Annotated in this window: 11 protein-coding genes and 1 pseudogene; 5 read left to right on the top strand and 7 right to left on the bottom strand. The window is 60.9% G+C overall.

The annotated features are described in order from the left end of the window. Positions 1-8: 8 nt before the first annotated feature. The 7 genes from KBX07_RS02695 to KBX07_RS02665 all read right to left on the bottom strand — a co-directional run bounded on the left by KBX07_RS02695 (position 9) and on the right by KBX07_RS02665 (position 6,979). Positions 9-1,421 (bottom strand): 3'-5' exonuclease, encoded by a 1,413-nt coding sequence (locus KBX07_RS02695; RefSeq protein WP_256022926.1) that lies wholly within the window; start codon positions 1,419-1,421, stop codon positions 9-11. Positions 1,422-1,514: 93 nt separating this feature from the next. Beyond that, positions 1,515-1,928 (bottom strand): hypothetical protein, encoded by a 414-nt coding sequence (locus KBX07_RS02690; protein WP_256022925.1) that lies wholly within the window; start codon positions 1,926-1,928, stop codon positions 1,515-1,517. 107 nt (positions 1,929-2,035) lie between these two features. Further along, the gene (locus KBX07_RS02685; protein ID WP_256022923.1) at positions 2,036-2,896 is read right to left on the bottom strand and encodes an alkaline phosphatase family protein; all 861 of its coding nucleotides are present in this window, start codon (positions 2,894-2,896) and stop codon (positions 2,036-2,038) included. 15 nt (positions 2,897-2,911) lie between these two features. Continuing rightward, complete coding sequence (locus tag KBX07_RS02680; protein WP_256022922.1) at positions 2,912-4,051, bottom strand: ABC transporter ATP-binding protein; 1,140 nt, start codon at positions 4,049-4,051, stop codon at positions 2,912-2,914. A 2-nt stretch (positions 4,052-4,053) separates the two neighbouring features. Next, entirely contained in the window at positions 4,054-4,908 is an 855-nt protein-coding gene (locus KBX07_RS02675; RefSeq protein ID WP_256022920.1) for an ABC transporter permease, read from the bottom strand. Beyond that, positions 4,893-5,846 (bottom strand): ABC transporter permease subunit, encoded by a 954-nt coding sequence (locus tag KBX07_RS02670; protein WP_256022919.1) that lies wholly within the window; start codon positions 5,844-5,846, stop codon positions 4,893-4,895. The genes KBX07_RS02675 and KBX07_RS02670 overlap by 16 nt, the downstream gene beginning before the upstream one ends. Then, complete coding sequence (locus tag KBX07_RS02665) at positions 5,846-6,979, bottom strand: ABC transporter substrate-binding protein (protein WP_256022917.1); 1,134 nt, start codon at positions 6,977-6,979, stop codon at positions 5,846-5,848. Before KBX07_RS02665 ends, KBX07_RS02670 begins: the two co-directional genes overlap by 1 nt. 247 nt (positions 6,980-7,226) lie before the next feature. Here KBX07_RS02665 and KBX07_RS02660 point away from each other — a divergent pair, with 247 nt between their 5' ends. From KBX07_RS02660 to KBX07_RS02640, 5 genes and pseudogenes are all read left to right on the top strand, one after another. Further along, positions 7,227-7,847: an HAD family phosphatase gene (locus KBX07_RS02660; protein ID WP_256022916.1), complete on the top strand. Its 621-nt coding sequence runs from the start codon at positions 7,227-7,229 to the stop codon at positions 7,845-7,847. A 93-nt stretch (positions 7,848-7,940) separates the two neighbouring features. Continuing rightward, a complete protein-coding gene (locus KBX07_RS02655) occupies positions 7,941-10,841 on the top strand; it encodes a DEAD/DEAH box helicase (protein WP_256022914.1) in 2,901 nt (966 codons plus the stop codon). 13 nt (positions 10,842-10,854) lie between these two features. After that, positions 10,855-15,474, top strand: a complete 4,620-nt coding sequence (locus tag KBX07_RS02650) for a DNA methyltransferase (RefSeq protein ID WP_256022912.1) — start codon at positions 10,855-10,857, stop codon at positions 15,472-15,474. Positions 15,475-15,592: 118 nt separating this feature from the next. Beyond that, on the top strand, positions 15,593-16,357 hold the full coding sequence (locus KBX07_RS02645) for a hypothetical protein (protein ID WP_256022910.1): 765 nt from the start codon (positions 15,593-15,595) through the stop codon (positions 16,355-16,357). 14 nt (positions 16,358-16,371) lie between these two features. Then, a pseudogene (locus KBX07_RS02640) lies at positions 16,372-17,096 on the top strand (IS3 family transposase); the annotation flags it as partial.

Genomic DNA, 17,096 nt, shown 5'->3' with positions numbered 1-17,096 from the left:
CCCTTCAGTCAGTCTCTCCTGCCGGCCCATCTGAAGAAGGCGATGACACCGGAGACCACTGCCACGAAGGTGGAGACCATCCATCCGAGTGCCAACGTGATGGACAGTCCTGACTCTGGGTCTAGACCCATGTATCCACCGCCGATACCTAAGGCTAGGAACGTGGCCACTGAAACGGCTGCCGACCACTTGAACCAGGTGGCGGCACCATCGCTTCGCTTCGTCTGGTGCGCCAGTTCGTGCGTGCCTGCAGCATGCGGCGCCGCGGGTAGCGCGGTAGGTGACTTGTACGGCGCAGACTGGTTCGACGTGCGCGGAATGATTGGGTCCCCAAGGTGAGGCCTGGGCGACTCAACTGGTGCCGGCTTTGGCTGAGCCGGCTTTGTTTGTGTTGGCTCAGGCTGTGCCGGTGTCGCTTGCGGCACCGCTTGCCCGGCGGCTGCAGCGACCACGAGCTCCACGAGCATTGCTTGACGACGTTTCCCCACCCCAGGCAGCGCGAGCAACTTATCCGCACTCATAGCGAGCATCTTTGGACTTTCCTGTTTCCACAGTGCGATATATGGCTCAAGGCCGGTACCGGCCCCGTCGATCTGGGTGGTGGGGTGCAGGTTTTCCGCGATCCATGCCAGCGGCTTCTTCGGGAAGGTGGCGATCCACGCTTGCGCGATCCCCGCATGGTCCTGGGCAGATGGACGGTGTGATACCGATGCGAGCCACGGGAACAGGCCAGCACCTGCGTACCGCGTAGGCACTTCGGGTTTGGGAACCTTCACCTGTTGGGGGATCACCTTGGGCTGCCGTGTGGATCCCGAGCCCGCAGTCGTTGGCTGCGCTCCGCCTGAGCGCGTGGGCGTCCTCGCTGGTTGCGAAGGCGACCGTTCCGCAAAGGCCGCCGTGGGGTACCCCGTGAGCGGTGCTAGGTGTTCGGCATGGAGGTAGCGGAGCAGGTCGGCGGTTGCTGAAGCGTCGGAAAGCGCGCGGTGCGCGAGTGGATTCGGAATGTCGGCGATCGCCAGCGCTTCGCCGAGCTTTTTCACGCCGAGGTAGTGCGAGGACAACGTCATCGTGTCCACCCACGAATCTGGGACCGAGTCGCGCATCCCTGCCCGCTGGAACTCGTTGCGCAGGAAGCGCTTCTCAAACCCGACGTTGTGCGCCACCAGCACCCGCCCATGCAGGAGGTACTTCAGGTGCGGTGCAAGCTCTTCGAAAATGGGAGCCTGTGCGACGTCTTGGTCCGTGATGCCGTGAATGCGGCTGTTCGGAATAGGTTGCTGGGGGTTCACCAGCGCCTCCCACGTCTTCTCCACGGAAAGGTCTGGGCGCAGCAGAACGACACCAATCTCGATGATCGCGTGCTGGTTGTGCACGCCGGTCGTCTCAAAATCGATGACCGCGTACCCGTGGTTCCGAGACATTGCGCTACGTACCTCCTGCTGGTGAATTACGTCTAAACGTAGTTCACGTTGCGGACAGTGCTGGGAGCACGTTCGTGCGGGTGTGCGAAGGAGTTAGTCAGCTGGGAAGAGTTCTTTGCGTAACTTTCTTCTCATGTACCGGCCCCACACCGCGGCGAACACAGCAGCGACCGTGCAGGTTGCGGAGAAGAGAAGCACGTTGAACATCACAACACCCCAAAGGCTGTTCGTGACTGAACCGGTCGACCTGACAATCGCTAATAGCGCGATGCCCGAGATCACGGCCCCGACGAGGGAGACGATGAACAGCCCCGCGATGCCCTTCTTCCACTGCCTCGAAAGTTTCGACTCATGCGCTTTAACGATCTCCTGAGAGGATTGAGTCGACGCCGCCGGCAGGCGCGATCCAGCGCGCGGCAGCCACGTGCTCGGCGGGGGATCGTTCGGCCCGGGTTCTGGCTCGAACTGATTCCAGTAGCTCTCCGGCCTTCCGTTGGGGTGAGCCATGTCGCTGTCGCCTTCCTCTGGGAGCCGATGTGGATATCACGGTATGCGTAACGCGAGGCCACTGTGATGTGTGACCTCGCGTTTTGGTCTGAATTCGGTGCGTGAGTTTACCCGTATCGGGCCTCGAGAATCAAGGGTGTGAGCTGGGTCGGCTCCAGTTCCTCCGGCCAGTCTGGCAGGGTTCCGCTCGGGGCCCAAGCGATGGCCCAGGAGGCGCGTTCTTCAGGGGAGTCGCCGCCGTGGCCACCGGCGTCCACGTGACCGTGGTCAGTGGTAATCACCACGAGCCAGTCTTCATCGAAGGTGTCGTAGCGGAACTGGATGTCCTCCACCAGGGTCTGAACGTGCGCATCCACCCGGCGGATTGCGTCGGCGTATTCATCCGACACTGCGCCGTACACGTGGCCGGCGTCGTCCACATCGCAGCAGTAGACGAACCCCGTGTCGAATGCTGGTCCGCGTAGCGCTGCGTGGGCGTAGGCCACGCACTCTGCGTCGGTAGCAATGTAGCCATGGGTTTCTCCGTCGCGTGCGACGATGCGGTGCAGGCCAGCCTTTTGCTGATCTTCCCGCGGGTGGAGGATCGGTCCAAGTCCTGCCGGGTCGATCAGCACCGGCCAGCCGGCAGCGGCGAAGGTGCGCGTGGTGGTGTCCCGGTGGAACGCCAAGGAGAGAACGTCGGGGTAGGCCCAGTGGTGGCTTCCCACCATGGTGTTGTCCACGATCCCGTGCTCCGCGTGCGATGCGCCTGTCAGCAGGGAGGCCCACCCTGGCCCGGAGATGGTCGGCACTTCCATCGTGATGGTGGAGAAGCGGCCCTCCTCCGCCAGGCGGGGCAGAACGTCACCGACGCCGTCGCGCTGGACGAGGTCCCATCGGGTCCCGTCGAGACCGATGATCAAGATGGGCCGGTGCGCACCCGGGCCGACATCGTTCGAGCCCTGAGGCTCGTTGCTTGGGATCAGCATGTGTGAACCTGTTCCTTACTCGTGCGGCTGACCTGCTTGGAGCGTCGGGTAGGTGCCCAGCGGACGCTTCGCGTACAGCTCCTGGGCGACGGTGCGCTCCTCATCGGTCGGGGTGTCAATGACTGTCTCCGAACGGACCAAGTCCAACTTCACTCGCTGGCCCGGGGCGATCTGGTCGGCCTTTGTCGTGGAGACGTCGACACGCACCTGGCCCGGGTAGTCGTCGTGGTCGAGCATGACGGCGGAGAAGATGCCACGGAGCTGAATGTCGTGCACCGTGAAACGCCCCTGCTCGTCGTGACGCAGCTCGAACTCCTCCGGGCGGAGAAGCGCGATCATGATGTCGCCGTCGGAAGCGGGCATGTCCTTGTTCACAATGTCCATTTCGACATCCATCACGTTGAGTCGGCCGTTACCCACCACGCCCGGGATGCGGTTGGTGATGCCGACGAAGGAGGAAATGAACGGGGATTCCGGGTGGCGGTAGATCTCAGCCGGGGTGCCGATCTGGGCAATGACACCCTCATTCATGACACCGATGCGGTCCGCCATGACCAGAGCTTCCTCCTGGTCGTGGGTCACCATGAGGGTAGCGATGCCCTCTTGCAGCTGAATGCGGCGGATCTCGTCGCGCAGCTGCACACGGACCTTGGCGTCGAGGGCGGACAGCGGCTCGTCGAGAAGCAACACTTCCGGCTCCACCGCGAGAGCGCGAGCGAGCGCGACACGCTGCTGCTGACCACCCGACATCTGTCCCGGGTACTTTTCGGCGTGCTCATTCAGGCCGACGAGCTCAACGAGCTCTTCCGCGCGCTTACGGCGAGCTCCCGCATCAACGCCACGGATCTTCAGGCCGTATGCGACGTTCTCCACCGCATCCATGTGCGGGAACAGGGAGTACGCCTGGAACACGATGCCCAGGTTGCGCTTGCGGGTAGGTAGGCCCGACACCTCGCGGCCGTTGATGATGACGTCGCCGGAATCTGCCTGCTCAAGGCCGGCGAGGATCTTCAGCGAGGTGGACTTACCGCAACCGGAGGGGCCGAGGAGAGCGACCATCTCGCCCTCGCCGATGGACATGTTGAAGTTACGCAGGACGGTTTTTTCACCGTAGGACTTGACTAGATCCTTGAGGATCACAAAGGGCTCAGCCATGGCTACGAGGCCTTTCTATTCTTTTTGAGCGAGATGTTGGATGCCGCCGAGATCAAACTGAGCAGAATCCAGGTGAAGATCATGACGAAGAACGACAGGGCGGCGATACCGCGCGGGTTCGTCGAGGACACTTCGACCATGAACACGGGGAAGGTGTACTGCAGGAGCAGGGAGGCGATAGCGAACTCGCTGACCACCATTGCGATGCAGAGCAGCGACGCGGACAGCATGGCGACGCGCAGGTTGGGGATGACCACGCCGCTCAACGTCTGCCAGGTAGTCGCACCCAGCGACGACGACGCAGCGAACATCGTGCGCAGGTCCAAGGCCTTTACACCAGCGTCAATGGCGCGGTAACACAGCGGCAGCGCGTTGATGACGTATAGCGGAACGAGGATCCACATCGAGGTGAGCAAGCCCGGGGCAAACGGCCGGAAGAACACCGATACACCGTTGACCAGAGCCACGGCCGGAACGACGAGAGGGAGAACCGATAGGAACTCGGCTGCCTTTGCCATCTGCGGGGCCTTGAGGTTCAAGAAGATGATGGTGGGCACCAGAAGGAGCAGCATGACCAGGGTGGTCACCACGGTCAACAGCAACGTGTTGATCAGGGATTCGCCTGCGCGCGAGTGGTTGAAGGTCTCCATCAGGGTGTCCGTGGTGAAACCGACACCCGGACGGGTGAAACCGAAGATGGCGGCCGCTAGCCAGGGCAGTGCGAAGTAGATCGCAGCGACGATGAGGATCGCGGTCGAGGCTGCCGACGTCTTGTGCTGGTTGCGGCGGCGAACTTTCTTGTCGGACGCGGGGTCGATGGCTTCCTCGGCCGGAGCTGTCGTTACTGGTTGAGCCATTTTTCACTCCTTCTGGTGAAGTAGATGCGCAGAGCCATCGCCGCGATGATGATGAGCATCATCCAGGTGACCAGCGCAGCTGCAAGGCCCGGGTTGAGCAGCACGTTGCCGCTGATGAAGAAGCCGATGAGGATCGGCACCAGGTTGAGCGAACCGCCGGCCAGGGCGTACGCGGTGGCGTAGGCAGCGAATGCGTTAGCGAACAGGAGCAGCAGGGAACCCAGGATGGCGGGCCACAGAACGGGGATGACCACATCCTTGATGTATTGGCTGCGGGTGGCGCCGAGAGACGATGCAGCGTCGTACCACTCTTTGCGGATGCCCTGCATGGCCGGCAGCATCAGCGTGGCCATCAGCGGAATTTGGAAGTAGAGGTACACCAAGGACACACCCCAGAAACCGGTCAGGGAGAAGACATCGCGGAAACCGGGCCAGCCGTTGGAGATGGCCACGGTGAGCAGACCCTCAGTGCCCAGAAGAGCGATGAAGGCGTAGGCCAGACCCACACCACCGGACTGGGCGGCGAGAGCGGAGAAGCTGTTGATCAACCCGGAGAGCTTGCCTGGCCGCTTGTCGTTGGTCAGCGCCCACGCGAGCAGCACGCCGAAGACGCCACCGACGACAGCGGTGAATAGTGACAGGTTGAAGGTGAGGACGAACGCGCTGCGGTAGGTCGAACCCATTGCCTCGCCCATTGTCGCGAGAGTGAAGTTGCCTTGGGGATCTTGGAACGACTTCAGGGTGTTCGCCAGGATCGGCATGATCAGGAAGACAGCCAGAAAAAGGAAGTACGGGAGCGCACCGAGGGAAGCAGGGTTGAAACTGAACTTCCCTTTGGGTGTGCGCTCCCGCTTTTCCTTCTTCTTGCCGTTCTCATCATGCCCCAGAGTAGATTGCGGTTCGACCGCGTCCTGGGAAGAAGAGACGACGTTAGACATTAGTTGCGGACCCTCTTTGCCCACTCGGTAGCGATGACCTCGTTGGCCTTGTCACCCTGCTCAACGGACGGGACCTGCACCTTTTCCAGGACAGCCGGGTCCGGCAGCTTCTCCATAGCCTCATCGGAGAGCTTGCCTTCCTCTGCCAGCTTGGTGAAGCGGGACGGGATAGCGCCACCGAGAGCGTACTGCTCTGCGCCCTCGTCGGAGTTGAGCCACTCAACCCACAGGCGTGCCGCGTTCGGGCGCTTCGGGTTGACCGAGATCGGCTGAGCGTAGAAGTTGCCGAAGACACCGTCTTCCGGAACAACACGCTCAAGGTCGACGCCGTCCTTCTCCAGCTGCTCGGTGGCGCCGACCCAGTTGTAGTTCCAGTCGAGGACAATGGCAGCCTCACCGGTGGTCAGGGCGGCAGCCGGGTCAGAGATGCTCACGAGGTTGCCGGACTTGGACAGCTCCTCGAAGAACGCCACACCCGGCTCGATGTCGTCGAGGGAACCGCCGTTAGCCAGCGACGCAGCGAACACGCCGGCGATGGAGGATGCGCCCTGGCGCGGGTCACCGGACAGAGCGATCTGGCCCTTGTACTTCGGGTCGAGGAGGTCCTTGAAGGTCTTCGGAACGTCATCGACCTTCTTGGTGTTCACACCGAACTCGATCACGCCGTAGTAGGCGGAGACCCACTTACCCTCCGGGTCCTTGAAGTCGTCCGGGATCTCGTCGAAGGTGGACGGCTTGAACGGCTCCACCAGACCTTGGTCAATGGCCGGGTTGGTGAAGGAATAGCCGATGTCCAACACGTCAGGCTGGGAGTCCTGGCCCTTGAGGTTCTGGACAGCCTGCAGCTCCTCTGCGGAGGACGCGTCCGGGGAGTCGACGGCGACCTTCACGTCGTACTTCGAGGTGAACTCGTTGAAGTGGCCTTCGTAGTTAGCCCAGGTCTTCGGGTACGCGATGAGGCGGACTTCACCCTCCTCCTTGGCCAGCTGAGCGATCTCTTCCGGGGACCCACCAACGTTTGCCGAGGCGCCGTCATCGCCCCCACCACCGCAGGCCGCGAGGCCGAGAGTGGTAGCGACTGCGAAGCTGACTGCTGCTACGCGTGCAGCCGCAGACTTCTTATTAAAGAACATGTAGAGCCTTTCCAATCGGGCGAAGCAGGGCAGGAGTTTGCCCGCTTTCCGCTCAAAGGTTTCACAGGTTTCTTAATGATTGGTGGCAGGATCGTGACAAATCGGCGAACAGAAGTTGATCTTTATTTTGCGCTAGTTGCCATGAAAACTGCTGGTCAAAAGGTTACGCGTCACCAAAACGGGTCATGGCACAATCGGTTGCGTGACCGATATGTTCTTAGAAAAGCTCTAGGATTGCGACGGTGTCTTGTTCGACTTCAACGGCACGCTCAGCGATGACGAGCCGGTTCTGGAAGCGGCATACGACACGGCCCTGCAGAACGTGGGGCTCGACGGCTTACGTTCCAGTGAATATGAATCCCTGGTCGGCCTGTCCGATCCCGACATCGCCCGCCGGCTTTTGGCGGCGCGGTCGTCGGATGCGTTCGATGCGCTCGTCGGCCACCTATCCGACGCATACACATTGGCGGTGGCTGAGCATCCGACGATCACGAGCGCGTCGGCTCGGTTCGTCTCTTCGCTTATCGACGACGGCAAGCGCGTCGCCGTGGTCACCGGAACCTTCCGCGCACTGATGCAGAGCGGCTTAGCCCAAGCCGGGCTCGCTGCGGTAGGGGAGCGTAGCGTCGCCATTGAAGACGTCACCCACGGTAAACTTGATCCCGAGGGGTTTCTGCTCGGGGCAGAGAGCATCGGCGTGCCCACCGACAGGATCATCGGGTTCGAAGACTCCCGGGCCGGGGTGGAAGCGCTCACACGTGCTGGCATTCGTGCCGTCGGCATTGGTCCCCACCTGGTGGAAGCAGACGGGCTGATCGCTCACTTTCCGAGTATGGATGACGCAGCCCGGGCGTACCTCGGCAATTAAGTTACGCGCTCACCCCGCCTACCGGATGAGCTCAGGCCGTTCGACTTCTATTGTTGCTTCGGAAACCCGAAGAGGTGGCTAATGTTTACACCCATGAGCACGCCGATGTCGGTTGATCCCGCTGAGCACAGCCAGGCCTCCTACGCACCGGGCCTGATGGTCCGAGTCCGTGACGAGCTCTGGCTGATTACCCATGTCACCCAATCCGTGGACGGCTACCTTCTGAAGGTGCGTGGCCTGTCCGATTACGTGCGTGACACCACGGCGAGCTTCTACACGGCAATTGATGAGGTAGAGGTTTTCGACCCATCCAGGGTCGAGGTCGTTGCTGATGAATCGCCCGGATACCGCACCACGCGATTGTGGCTGGAGACAACGCTGCGCCAGACTCCGGTTCCGCTGTACCAGAAAGAGCTCTCGGTTGCGGAAGAGATGCTCATGGATCCGCTCGACTACCAACTCACTGCGGTCCGCAAGGCGCTTTCCGACGATAACCTCCGCCCCCGCGTTCTCATTGCCGACGCCGTCGGTTTGGGAAAGACCCTCGAAATCGGGATGATCCTCTCAGAGCTCATCCGCCGTGGCCGCGGGGACCGCATTCTCGTGGTGACCCCGAAGCACATCATGGAGCAGTTCCAGCAAGAAATGTGGTCGCGCTTCGCTATCCCGCTCGTGCGTCTGGATTCTGCAGGAATTCAACGCGTGCGCCGGATTCTCCCCGCCAGCCGGAACCCGTTCACGTACTTCTCACGCGTCATCGTCTCCATGGACACGCTGAAAAGCCCGAAGTACCGCGCGCAGCTGGAGAAAGTCCGCTGGGACGCGGTGGTCATGGACGAGATTCACAATGCGACGAATGTGGGCACCCAGAACAACGAACTTGCCCGCACGCTTGCGCCGACCACGGAAGCTTTGCTCCTCGCATCCGCGACTCCGCACAACGGTGACCCCGAATCTTTCAAGGAGATCCTCCGTCTGCTGGACCCGACTGCTGTCATGCCGGACGGCACGATTGACAAGACTGCGGTGAGCCGTCTTCTCATCCGCCGCCATCGCCACAGTGATGAAGTGGCTTCGGTGGTGGGGGAGCAGTGGGCTGTCCGGCAAGATCCACTGAATATTCCGGTGGAGGCATCAGCGGAAGAAAACGCGGTCGCCGGCGAACTCGAGGCCATATGGATCAACCCGGAGAACGGCCAAATTCCGGCGCAGGATCGGCTCTTCCCGTGGACTCTGGTCAAAGCATTTCTGTCCTCGCCCGCCGCGCTCGAGGACACGGTCACGAACCGCCTCAAGCGGGTCCCTGCCAGCGACCCGAACCAACGCGAGGCGCTGGAGCGGCTCAAAGACCTGAACTCCACGGTGACCCGCCAGAACTCCAACAAGTACGCGGCGCTGATTAACTACCTGCACGACATCGGCGTGAAAAAGGGAAGTGACACCCGCGCGGTGATCTTCTCGGAACGCGTTGCCACTCTCCACTGGCTGCAAGACAACCTCATTAAAGACCTCAAGCTGCCCAAAGATGCCGTCGCCGTGATGCACGGCGGGCTCTCGGACGAGGAGCAAATGAGGCTTGTCGACGAATTCAAGCGCGAAGATTCCAAACTCCGCATCCTCGTTACCGGCGACGTCGCTTCAGAGGGCGTGAACCTTCACACGCTGTGCCACGACCTCGTCCACTACGACATTCCGTGGTCGCTCATCCGCATTCAGCAACGCAACGGCCGCATCGACCGTTACGGCCAAACGCAGTCGCCACAGATCACTGCTCTTTTGCTCGACACCGCGCAAGGGGGCTACGTCGGTGAGCTTCACGTGCTGCAGAAGCTCATCGAGCGCGAGCACCAGGCCCATGAAATCCTCGGTGACGTCGGTTCACTCATCGGACAGCACTCCGTGAAAGGCGAGGAAGACGAGATCCGCAGAATCATTCAGAATCAAGCTGGTTTCGATGACGTTGTGAAGTCCCCGGAACACATCGCTGAAGAAACCGCGCACACTGAAGAAGATCTCATTGACCAATGGATGGCAGGGTTCGGCCTTGAGCTCGACGAACAGGACATCGACTCCGCTGATCCGCACACCCACATCACAGCGGGAAGTACCAACCGCGGCAGCCTCTACGCGTCCGAGATCGACTACCTCGAAGACGCATTGAGCGAAGCGTTCCATGACGCCCCGGAGAAAGACATCGCAGCTAACGGCGTGGGTTACGTCCGTCACCCGAACCAGGTTGCTGAACTCACTCCGCCGGAGGACCTGCGCCGCCGCCTGGAAGTGCTTCCGCAGGACTACCTGGCGGACCGCAAGGTTCGCGAACGATTCCAGCTGGCCACCAACACGGACATCGGAAACGAGGTCATGCGCCGCGCCCGCACGGGGCAGGACGGTTCCACGTGGCCGAAGGCCCACTTCCTCGGACCACTGCACCCAGTGACAGATTGGGCCGCTGACCGCGCGCTCGCGTCGCTCTCCGCCGGTCAGATCACCGCCATCACCGGCGACGTCCCCACCCCGACCGTGTTGCTCATGGCGACGTTGACCAACAAGCGGGGCCAGGTCGTCTCCCGCGCATTCGTGGCGGTGATGGACGGCATGATCCCACAGGACGTGCCGGATCCCATCGGGTGGTTGCGCGGTATCGGACTCACCGAGCAAGCCATCAATCCGGGCACGCTCACTCTGCCTGATAATGCTCAAGAGCTCATTGCTCAGTCAGTGCACGTAGCCAGTGGTCAGCTGCAACCGATGATGTCTGCTGCGCGCTCACATGCGGAGGACCGTATTGGGTACTGGATCGACCGAGCGGACCGTTGGCAGCACGCCAAAAACGAAAGCCAGACAATGCTGCGCGTCGGCCGCTCGGCGTCGCTAATCAGCGAAGAGAAAGCACTCATCTCCTCACTCGAACCCGACCGCGAACTGATTCGCCCACTCGTCCTCATCCTGCCCGCCGACACCAACGCCGAGCCACACGCAGGCGAAAATTAGGAGACGCACACCAATGGCTTCATACGATTCCATCCTCAACGTCGACGAGTGGATCAGCGACCACTACTTCACCACCGATGAGAACAAGGGCGAGTCCTTCACCAAACGCGTGAAGAACCGCACCAAGGAATGGTCCGAACTGGAAGAGGAGACCGGAACACTCTCGCCGGTCAAGCGTTTCCAGCAGTACCGCGGCGATCTCCAAAAAGCGTTCGCGACCAACGCCGATGCCAACGCCACCGATTCGCTCATCCGCACAGCTTTCGGGTTCGGGGCACCATCGCAGACGACCTACGAGCGCGCTGGCGAAGAACTGATTTACGGCGGCTGGCACGGCAATGCCGGCACCCTGATCGTCCTGAGCGCGGCACCCGCAACCAACAGCGATGACGGAGAAGAAAACGGAGCAGACGATGACGTCACGGTAGACAACCTCGTCACCCTCCCCGTCGCAGGGGGAGTGACCCCAGCAGGCAAGGAACCGCAGCCCACCACAGTCACAGTGTCCAAGCTCATCGGTGATCTGTTTCTCTCGCAGGACGCGCCCGAATTCATCGTGGTCATCGCGGGAACGTGGGTGCTTGTCGCTGAGCGCGAATCGTGGCCGCTCGGCCGTTACTTGGCGATTAATCTGCAACTGGCCGTCGAACGCAATGACACGAAGAAGGCGGGCGAGCTGGAACGCATTGCCGTCATCCTCGCCCGCGAGAATCTCGAGCGCGCCGCCCACGGCACCACATGGTGGGTTCAAACCCGCGAGGAATCTCAGCAGCACGCAGTGAAAGTCTCCGGCGACCTGCGCGACGCGGTGCGCGAATCCATCGAGATCATCGGCAACGACGTGTTGGACCGGCGCCGCGAACAGAACCTGCCCATCGACGACCTCGACGGCAACGAGCTGGCCCGCCAATCCCTGCGCTACCTCTACCGCATCCTCTTCCTGCTCTTCGCGGAAGCGTCCCCGGAGCTTGCCATCTTGCCCACCGGCGCGCCCGAGTACGTCGATGGTTATGGGCTAGACCGACTGCGCGACCAGATCCTCAATCCACCTGTCACCGATAAAGCACGCCGCGGAACACACCTCTACGACTCGCTGCAGCTCCTGTTCACCCAGGTCAACCACGGTCACGATCCGCTGGAGACTCCCGGCGCCGACAAGGACGCGCAGAACGAGGGCCTGACGTTCCGCAACCTCGAGGCCGACCTATTCAAGCGCGAGAGCACATCGCTTATCGACGACACCAAGCTCTCCAACGCCGCCCTCACCCAAGTGCTGCAGAACCTCCTTTTGTCCAAGGTCTCCGCAGGCAAAGACCGCGGATTCATCTCCTATGCCACCCTCGGCGTGACCGAGCTGGGGCAGGTGTACGAGGGCCTGATGTCCTATCACGGCTTCATCGCCCAAGAAGACCTGTACGAGGTAGCGCCGAAGGGCGATGCCTCCAAAGGCTCGTGGGTGCTTCCTACCGACCGTGCCGATACCGTCCCTCAAGACAGCTTCGTCATGGAGACGAAGGAGATGGAGGAAGGCGGCACCGCTAAGACCCGTCGCCTGCACCCCGAGGGCTCCTTCGTCTTCCGTCAGTCCAGCCGTGACCGCGAACGTTCGGCGTCCTTCTACACCCCGCAGGTGCTCACCGAGTTCACCGTCGGCCAGGCCATCGAGGTCCTCCAAGAGGAAGGCCGCATCGAAACCTCTGAGGACGTGCTCAGCCTCACCATCTGCGAGCCCGCCATGGGCTCCGGCGCCTTCGCCGTGGAGGCCGTACGCCAACTTGCGGAGCTCTATCTCAAGCTTCGCGAGGACGAACTGGACACCCAGGTTGAACCCGAGCAGCGCGCGATCGAACTACAAAAGGTCAAGGCCTACATCGCCCTGCACCAGGTCTACGGCGTGGACCTGAACCCCACCGCGGTGGAGCTCGCCGAAATCTCCCTGTGGCTGGACACCATGACCAGCCAGCTCAAGGCCCCGTGGTTCGGCCTTCACCTGCGCCGCGGTAACTCACTCATCGGCGCACTGCGCTCTACCTACTCCACAGCCCAGCTGAAGAAGCGCGAGTGGCTCAGCGCCGTCCCGCGCCGGGAGTCCGTCCAGAACCTCGCCGAAGCTATCGATGCCGGAGAGCCCCGCGACATCAACGCCGCCGGCCGCATCCACCAGTTCCTCTTGCCCTCCGCAACGTGGGGTGCTGCTGCCGACGCCAAGGACCTGAAGACCCTCGCCGCCGACGACATCAAGGCCATGAAAGCGTGGCGCAAATCCGTCACCGGCAAGGTGCCTACCAAAGAGCAGGCGAAGAAGCTGACCAACCTCGCCGCGCGCGTGGAGTCCCTCTGGGCCATCACGCTGTCCAAGATGCGCATCGCGGAGGACCAGATCCGCCGCGACATCGACCTCTGGGGCCGCGACACCGAGCACAGCGCGAAGAATGTGCGCCGCGAGCAGATCGAGCAAGAACTGCTTCACGATGCCGACGGTGCCTACCTCCGCCTCCGCGTCGCTATGGACGCATGGAACGCGCTGACCTTCTGGCCATTGACCGAAGTGGACCAGCTTCCCGACCTCGACGAGTGGCTCGCCACACTTACGGACCTCCTCGGCGTTGACACCCAGGCCCGCGACACCAACCAGATCCGCTTGGCCAGCGCTACCAACTGGGACGAACTGGTGGAGCTGGAACGCACTGAGATCGGCCTCTCCGGTGCCCGCAAGATCGAGACCGTGATGGCAAACCATCCGTGGCTCGAAACAGTCCAATCCGTCTCTGCCGACCAAGGCTTCTTCCACTGGGACCTCGACTTCGCGGCTGTCTTCGCGCGCGGTGGCTTCGATCTACAGGTGGGCAACCCGCCGTGGGTGCGGCCGCGTACGGACCTTGATGCGCTGTACTCCGAGGCCGACCCATGGTTCTCCCTCGCCCACAAGCCGACCCAAGCTGCAAAGAACGACCGACGCGAGCAATGGAACGCTGATCTCGCTGCGCGCGAGGCTATCTACCGAGGCCTCGGTGAATCGGTTGCAACCGCAGCGGTGCTCTCCGACGTGACGCGCTACCCACACCTCGTGGGCCAGCAGCCCGATCTCTACCGAGGGTTCATGGAGCGGACGTGGGGTAACGCGTCGGAGGATGGCGCAACCTCCCTCATCCACCCTGAGTCCCACTTCACCGAGAAGAAGGCTGCATCTCTCCGGCGGGGTGCCTACTTGCGATTGCGGCGCCACTGGCAGTTCATCAACGAGTTGGTGCTGTTCGACATTGACCACCACAACGCGTACGGTGTGCACGTTTACGGGCCACAGCAAGAGGTGCCAAGCTTCGACCACGCCGCCTCGTTGTACCACCCCTCCACCGTGCAAGAGTCGCTCCCCCATGACGGATCTGGCAATCTTCCTGGCCTGAAAGACGATAACGGGAATTGGGATCTACGGCCCCACCGTGACCGGATCCAAACGGTTGATCTCAATGCGCTCGAGGTGTGGCACTCGATACTTGAGGATGACTCCGTTCCGGCTATCGAGTCCCGCATGGCCTACACGGTCAACACCGAAGCCGCGGCAGTGCTCGAGAAGCTTGCCGCCGCACCCCGTATCCGCGAGCTCGGACTTCAATTCTCCCGCGGTTGGGACGAGTCGATCGACAAGAAAGCCGGATACTTCGATACAGGCTGGGTGCATCCCGATTCATGGGACGATGTCATCCTCCAAGGCCCGCATCTTGGCGTATCGACACCGATGATTAAGCAACCCAACCCCACGTTGAAGCACAACCAAGACTGGTCCGAGAACGACCTCGAGGCGATGCCCGCCAACTTCATTCCTGCGACGGCCTATCAGCCAGATCGCACGGCACGACCGAGTTATGATGCGGATTATCCGAAATGGTCCACGGGAACAGACCGGAAATCCTCCGGTCTGTTCTTCCGTATAGCTTGGCGCAGGATGGCTGCAACTACCGGGTTCAGAACTCTTTATCCGGCGTTGATTCCACCAGGGGCAAAACATGTCCACCCGGTGCATTCCGCGGCAGTGGTAAATAACACCAGGAAGACAGCGGTAATTGGTGCTGCGATGTCGTCGCTTATTTGCGATTTCTGGGCTCGATCGACCGGAGCAAGTGAGATGTCTTATCCCTTGGTGGAGGGGCTACCGCTAGGGGTTCATGCGGCTAGAGATCAGCTCCTCGAGAACTACCTCCGGCTCAACTGCCTTACCGAAGCGTATTCGCCTTTGTGGGAGGAGATTATGGGGGAACCCTGGGGCGTCGATAAGCCTTTGCGAAAGGATGAGGAGCGTCGGGCTGCGCAGGTGGAGATTGATGCGATTGTGGCGTTGTCGCTGGATGTGAGGGTGGATGAGCTGTGCATGATTTATCGGACGCAGTTTCCGGTGATGCGGCGTTATGACCAGGAGGATCGCTTTGATGCCAATGGCCGGAAGCTGCCGAAGGATGTGTTGAAGTTGCAGGCGAAGTTGCGTGAGGGTGAAGAGTTGTCGGTGACGGATCGGACGTGGGTGCATCCGCAATCGGGTGTGGAGTACGTCTACGACTATCCGTTTAGGCAGTTGGATCGGGAGGCGGATATGCGGGAGGCGTATGCGCGGTTTGAGGGGATGGTTACTAGTTCTTAATTCAGGCCGTCAGCGGGGCTACGACGTGGCAGCTAGCCTTCAGCTATTCGTTTGTTTTGGCGGGCCCGATCCCCTTACCCATCTTTCATCGATTCAATTAGTTATATGAAGGAGAAACATGACTGCAGGTTCACAGTCGAGGCAATTCGAGTGGCAAGAGCTAGATCGTGAGCTCAAACGCTATCTTCCCCACAAGAAAGTCACTGAGGCTGGCCGAGCGCCCATTGGTTGGTTGATCGTAGGGGAGGACATCCCCTACCAGGGAACGGGGATTTGGGGTGGGGTGAGCGCGGTCCTGGCGCCACCTTCATTCGAACGAGACCAGCAGTTCGGTCACGGATGGGTAGGCAGACAACTCGGAGAAGTGTCCATAACTCATCTGCAAAAAGGTACAGCTGTTTCATCGGGTTTAAATGAAGAGGTCGGCGATAACAAACTTGAATTCTTCTGTGGTGCCAATAAGCCCCCTGGTGCTAACCGACACCAGATATTCCTTGCTCAACCATTCCTCTGGTTTTGGGATGCCTATCAAGTAGGGGATGAATGGAGGTATTTAACGCTCGGTGGCGAGGAAAGAAAGCTGGCCCGGTTCCAGGCTGGAGTTGACGGCTGGACGGTAGAAGTCCGTGCAGAAGAAGTTAGAACATTCCTTCATACGTTCGGCATGCAACTTGTCTTCCAATTTGAACTCTTCAAGCGTACTGATCTAGGGCCCGATAGCGAAGATTGTTACGAATATTCGGATGAGTGGGGCCGTTTTCAGTACAAGGAATACCCTTTTCGAGGGATGCCGGGAGGCCGCTTCATCAGGGCGTTAGATGGGTACTTTTATGTCACTGGCCTACTAGTGAAGTGTCCTGGGTTTAGTTCCGATCGTTTCTAGAGGAGGATTGGATCATGCCTAGGAAGTTCAGTGACGAGTTCAAGGACAAGGCGGTGCGGTTAGCCGAGGAGCTCGTTGAGCTTGAGGGGTGTTCGAAGTGGGCGGCGGCGGAGGAGATCGGCGAGAAGCTCGGCGTCTCGGCGCACACGCTCAACAACTGGTTGAAACCTGTCAAAGCGTCCCCCGACGTTCAGCGGAGCACTGGCGAGTCGGTCGACGACGAACTGAAGCGTCTGCGGCAAGAGAACAAAGAGCTGCGCAGGTCAAACGAGATCTTAAAGACCGCGTCAGCTTTTTTCGCAGCGGAACTCGACCGTCCCACCAGAAGATGATCGAATACATCGACACGTATCGCGATCGCTTCGGGGTCGAGGCCATCTGTCGCACATTGAAAGAGACAGAGTGTGGGTTTATCACCTCTCGCGGCTACCGAGCAGCGAAAACACGAGCCCCGTCAGCCAGGAGCTTGTCAGACGCGCTGCTTATCCCCGAATTGGTGAAAGTCTTCAAGGACAACTTCAGCGTGTACGGGGTACGCAAGATGTGGAAGGCCATGCAGCGCGCCGGCTGGGACATCGGTCGTGATCAGACCGCCCGGTTGATGAAACTCGCCGGCATCCAAGGCCGCAGAAGGGGCCGCACTCCGATCACAACGCTTCGGACTGATGTCCCGGATTGTCGTCCTGATCTGGTCAATCGTGACTTCACCGCGTCAGCGCCGCACCGGCTGTGGGTCGCT

Origin of the sequence: Corynebacterium sp. CCUG 70398 (assembly GCF_024454055.1) — a bacterium.
GTDB classification, from domain to species: Bacteria; Actinomycetota; Actinomycetes; order Mycobacteriales; family Mycobacteriaceae; genus Corynebacterium; species Corynebacterium genitalium.
The sequence above is the reverse complement of the archived record's forward strand: the minus strand, read 5'-3'. Positions and strand labels throughout refer to the sequence as shown.

Bases quoted from the DNA above. Each gene is read 5' to 3' on its own strand.
- KBX07_RS02695 (WP_256022926.1), bottom strand. From the start codon at position 1,421: ATGTCTCGGAACCACGGGTACGCGGTCATCGATTTTGAGACGACCGGC.
- KBX07_RS02690 (WP_256022925.1), bottom strand. From the start codon at position 1,928: ATGGCTCACCCCAACGGAAGGCCGGAGAGCTACTGGAATCAGTTCGAG.
- KBX07_RS02685 (WP_256022923.1), bottom strand. From the start codon at position 2,896: ATGCTGATCCCAAGCAACGAGCCTCAGGGCTCGAACGATGTCGGCCCG.
- KBX07_RS02680 (WP_256022922.1), bottom strand. From the start codon at position 4,051: ATGGCTGAGCCCTTTGTGATCCTCAAGGATCTAGTCAAGTCCTACGGT.
- KBX07_RS02675 (WP_256022920.1), bottom strand. From the start codon at position 4,908: ATGGCTCAACCAGTAACGACAGCTCCGGCCGAGGAAGCCATCGACCCC.
- KBX07_RS02670 (WP_256022919.1), bottom strand. From the start codon at position 5,846: ATGTCTAACGTCGTCTCTTCTTCCCAGGACGCGGTCGAACCGCAATCT.
- KBX07_RS02665 (WP_256022917.1), bottom strand. From the start codon at position 6,979: ATGTTCTTTAATAAGAAGTCTGCGGCTGCACGCGTAGCAGCAGTCAGC.
- KBX07_RS02655 (WP_256022914.1), top strand. From the start codon at position 7,941: ATGAGCACGCCGATGTCGGTTGATCCCGCTGAGCACAGCCAGGCCTCC.
- KBX07_RS02650 (WP_256022912.1), top strand. From the start codon at position 10,855: ATGGCTTCATACGATTCCATCCTCAACGTCGACGAGTGGATCAGCGAC.
- KBX07_RS02645 (WP_256022910.1), top strand. From the start codon at position 15,593: ATGACTGCAGGTTCACAGTCGAGGCAATTCGAGTGGCAAGAGCTAGAT.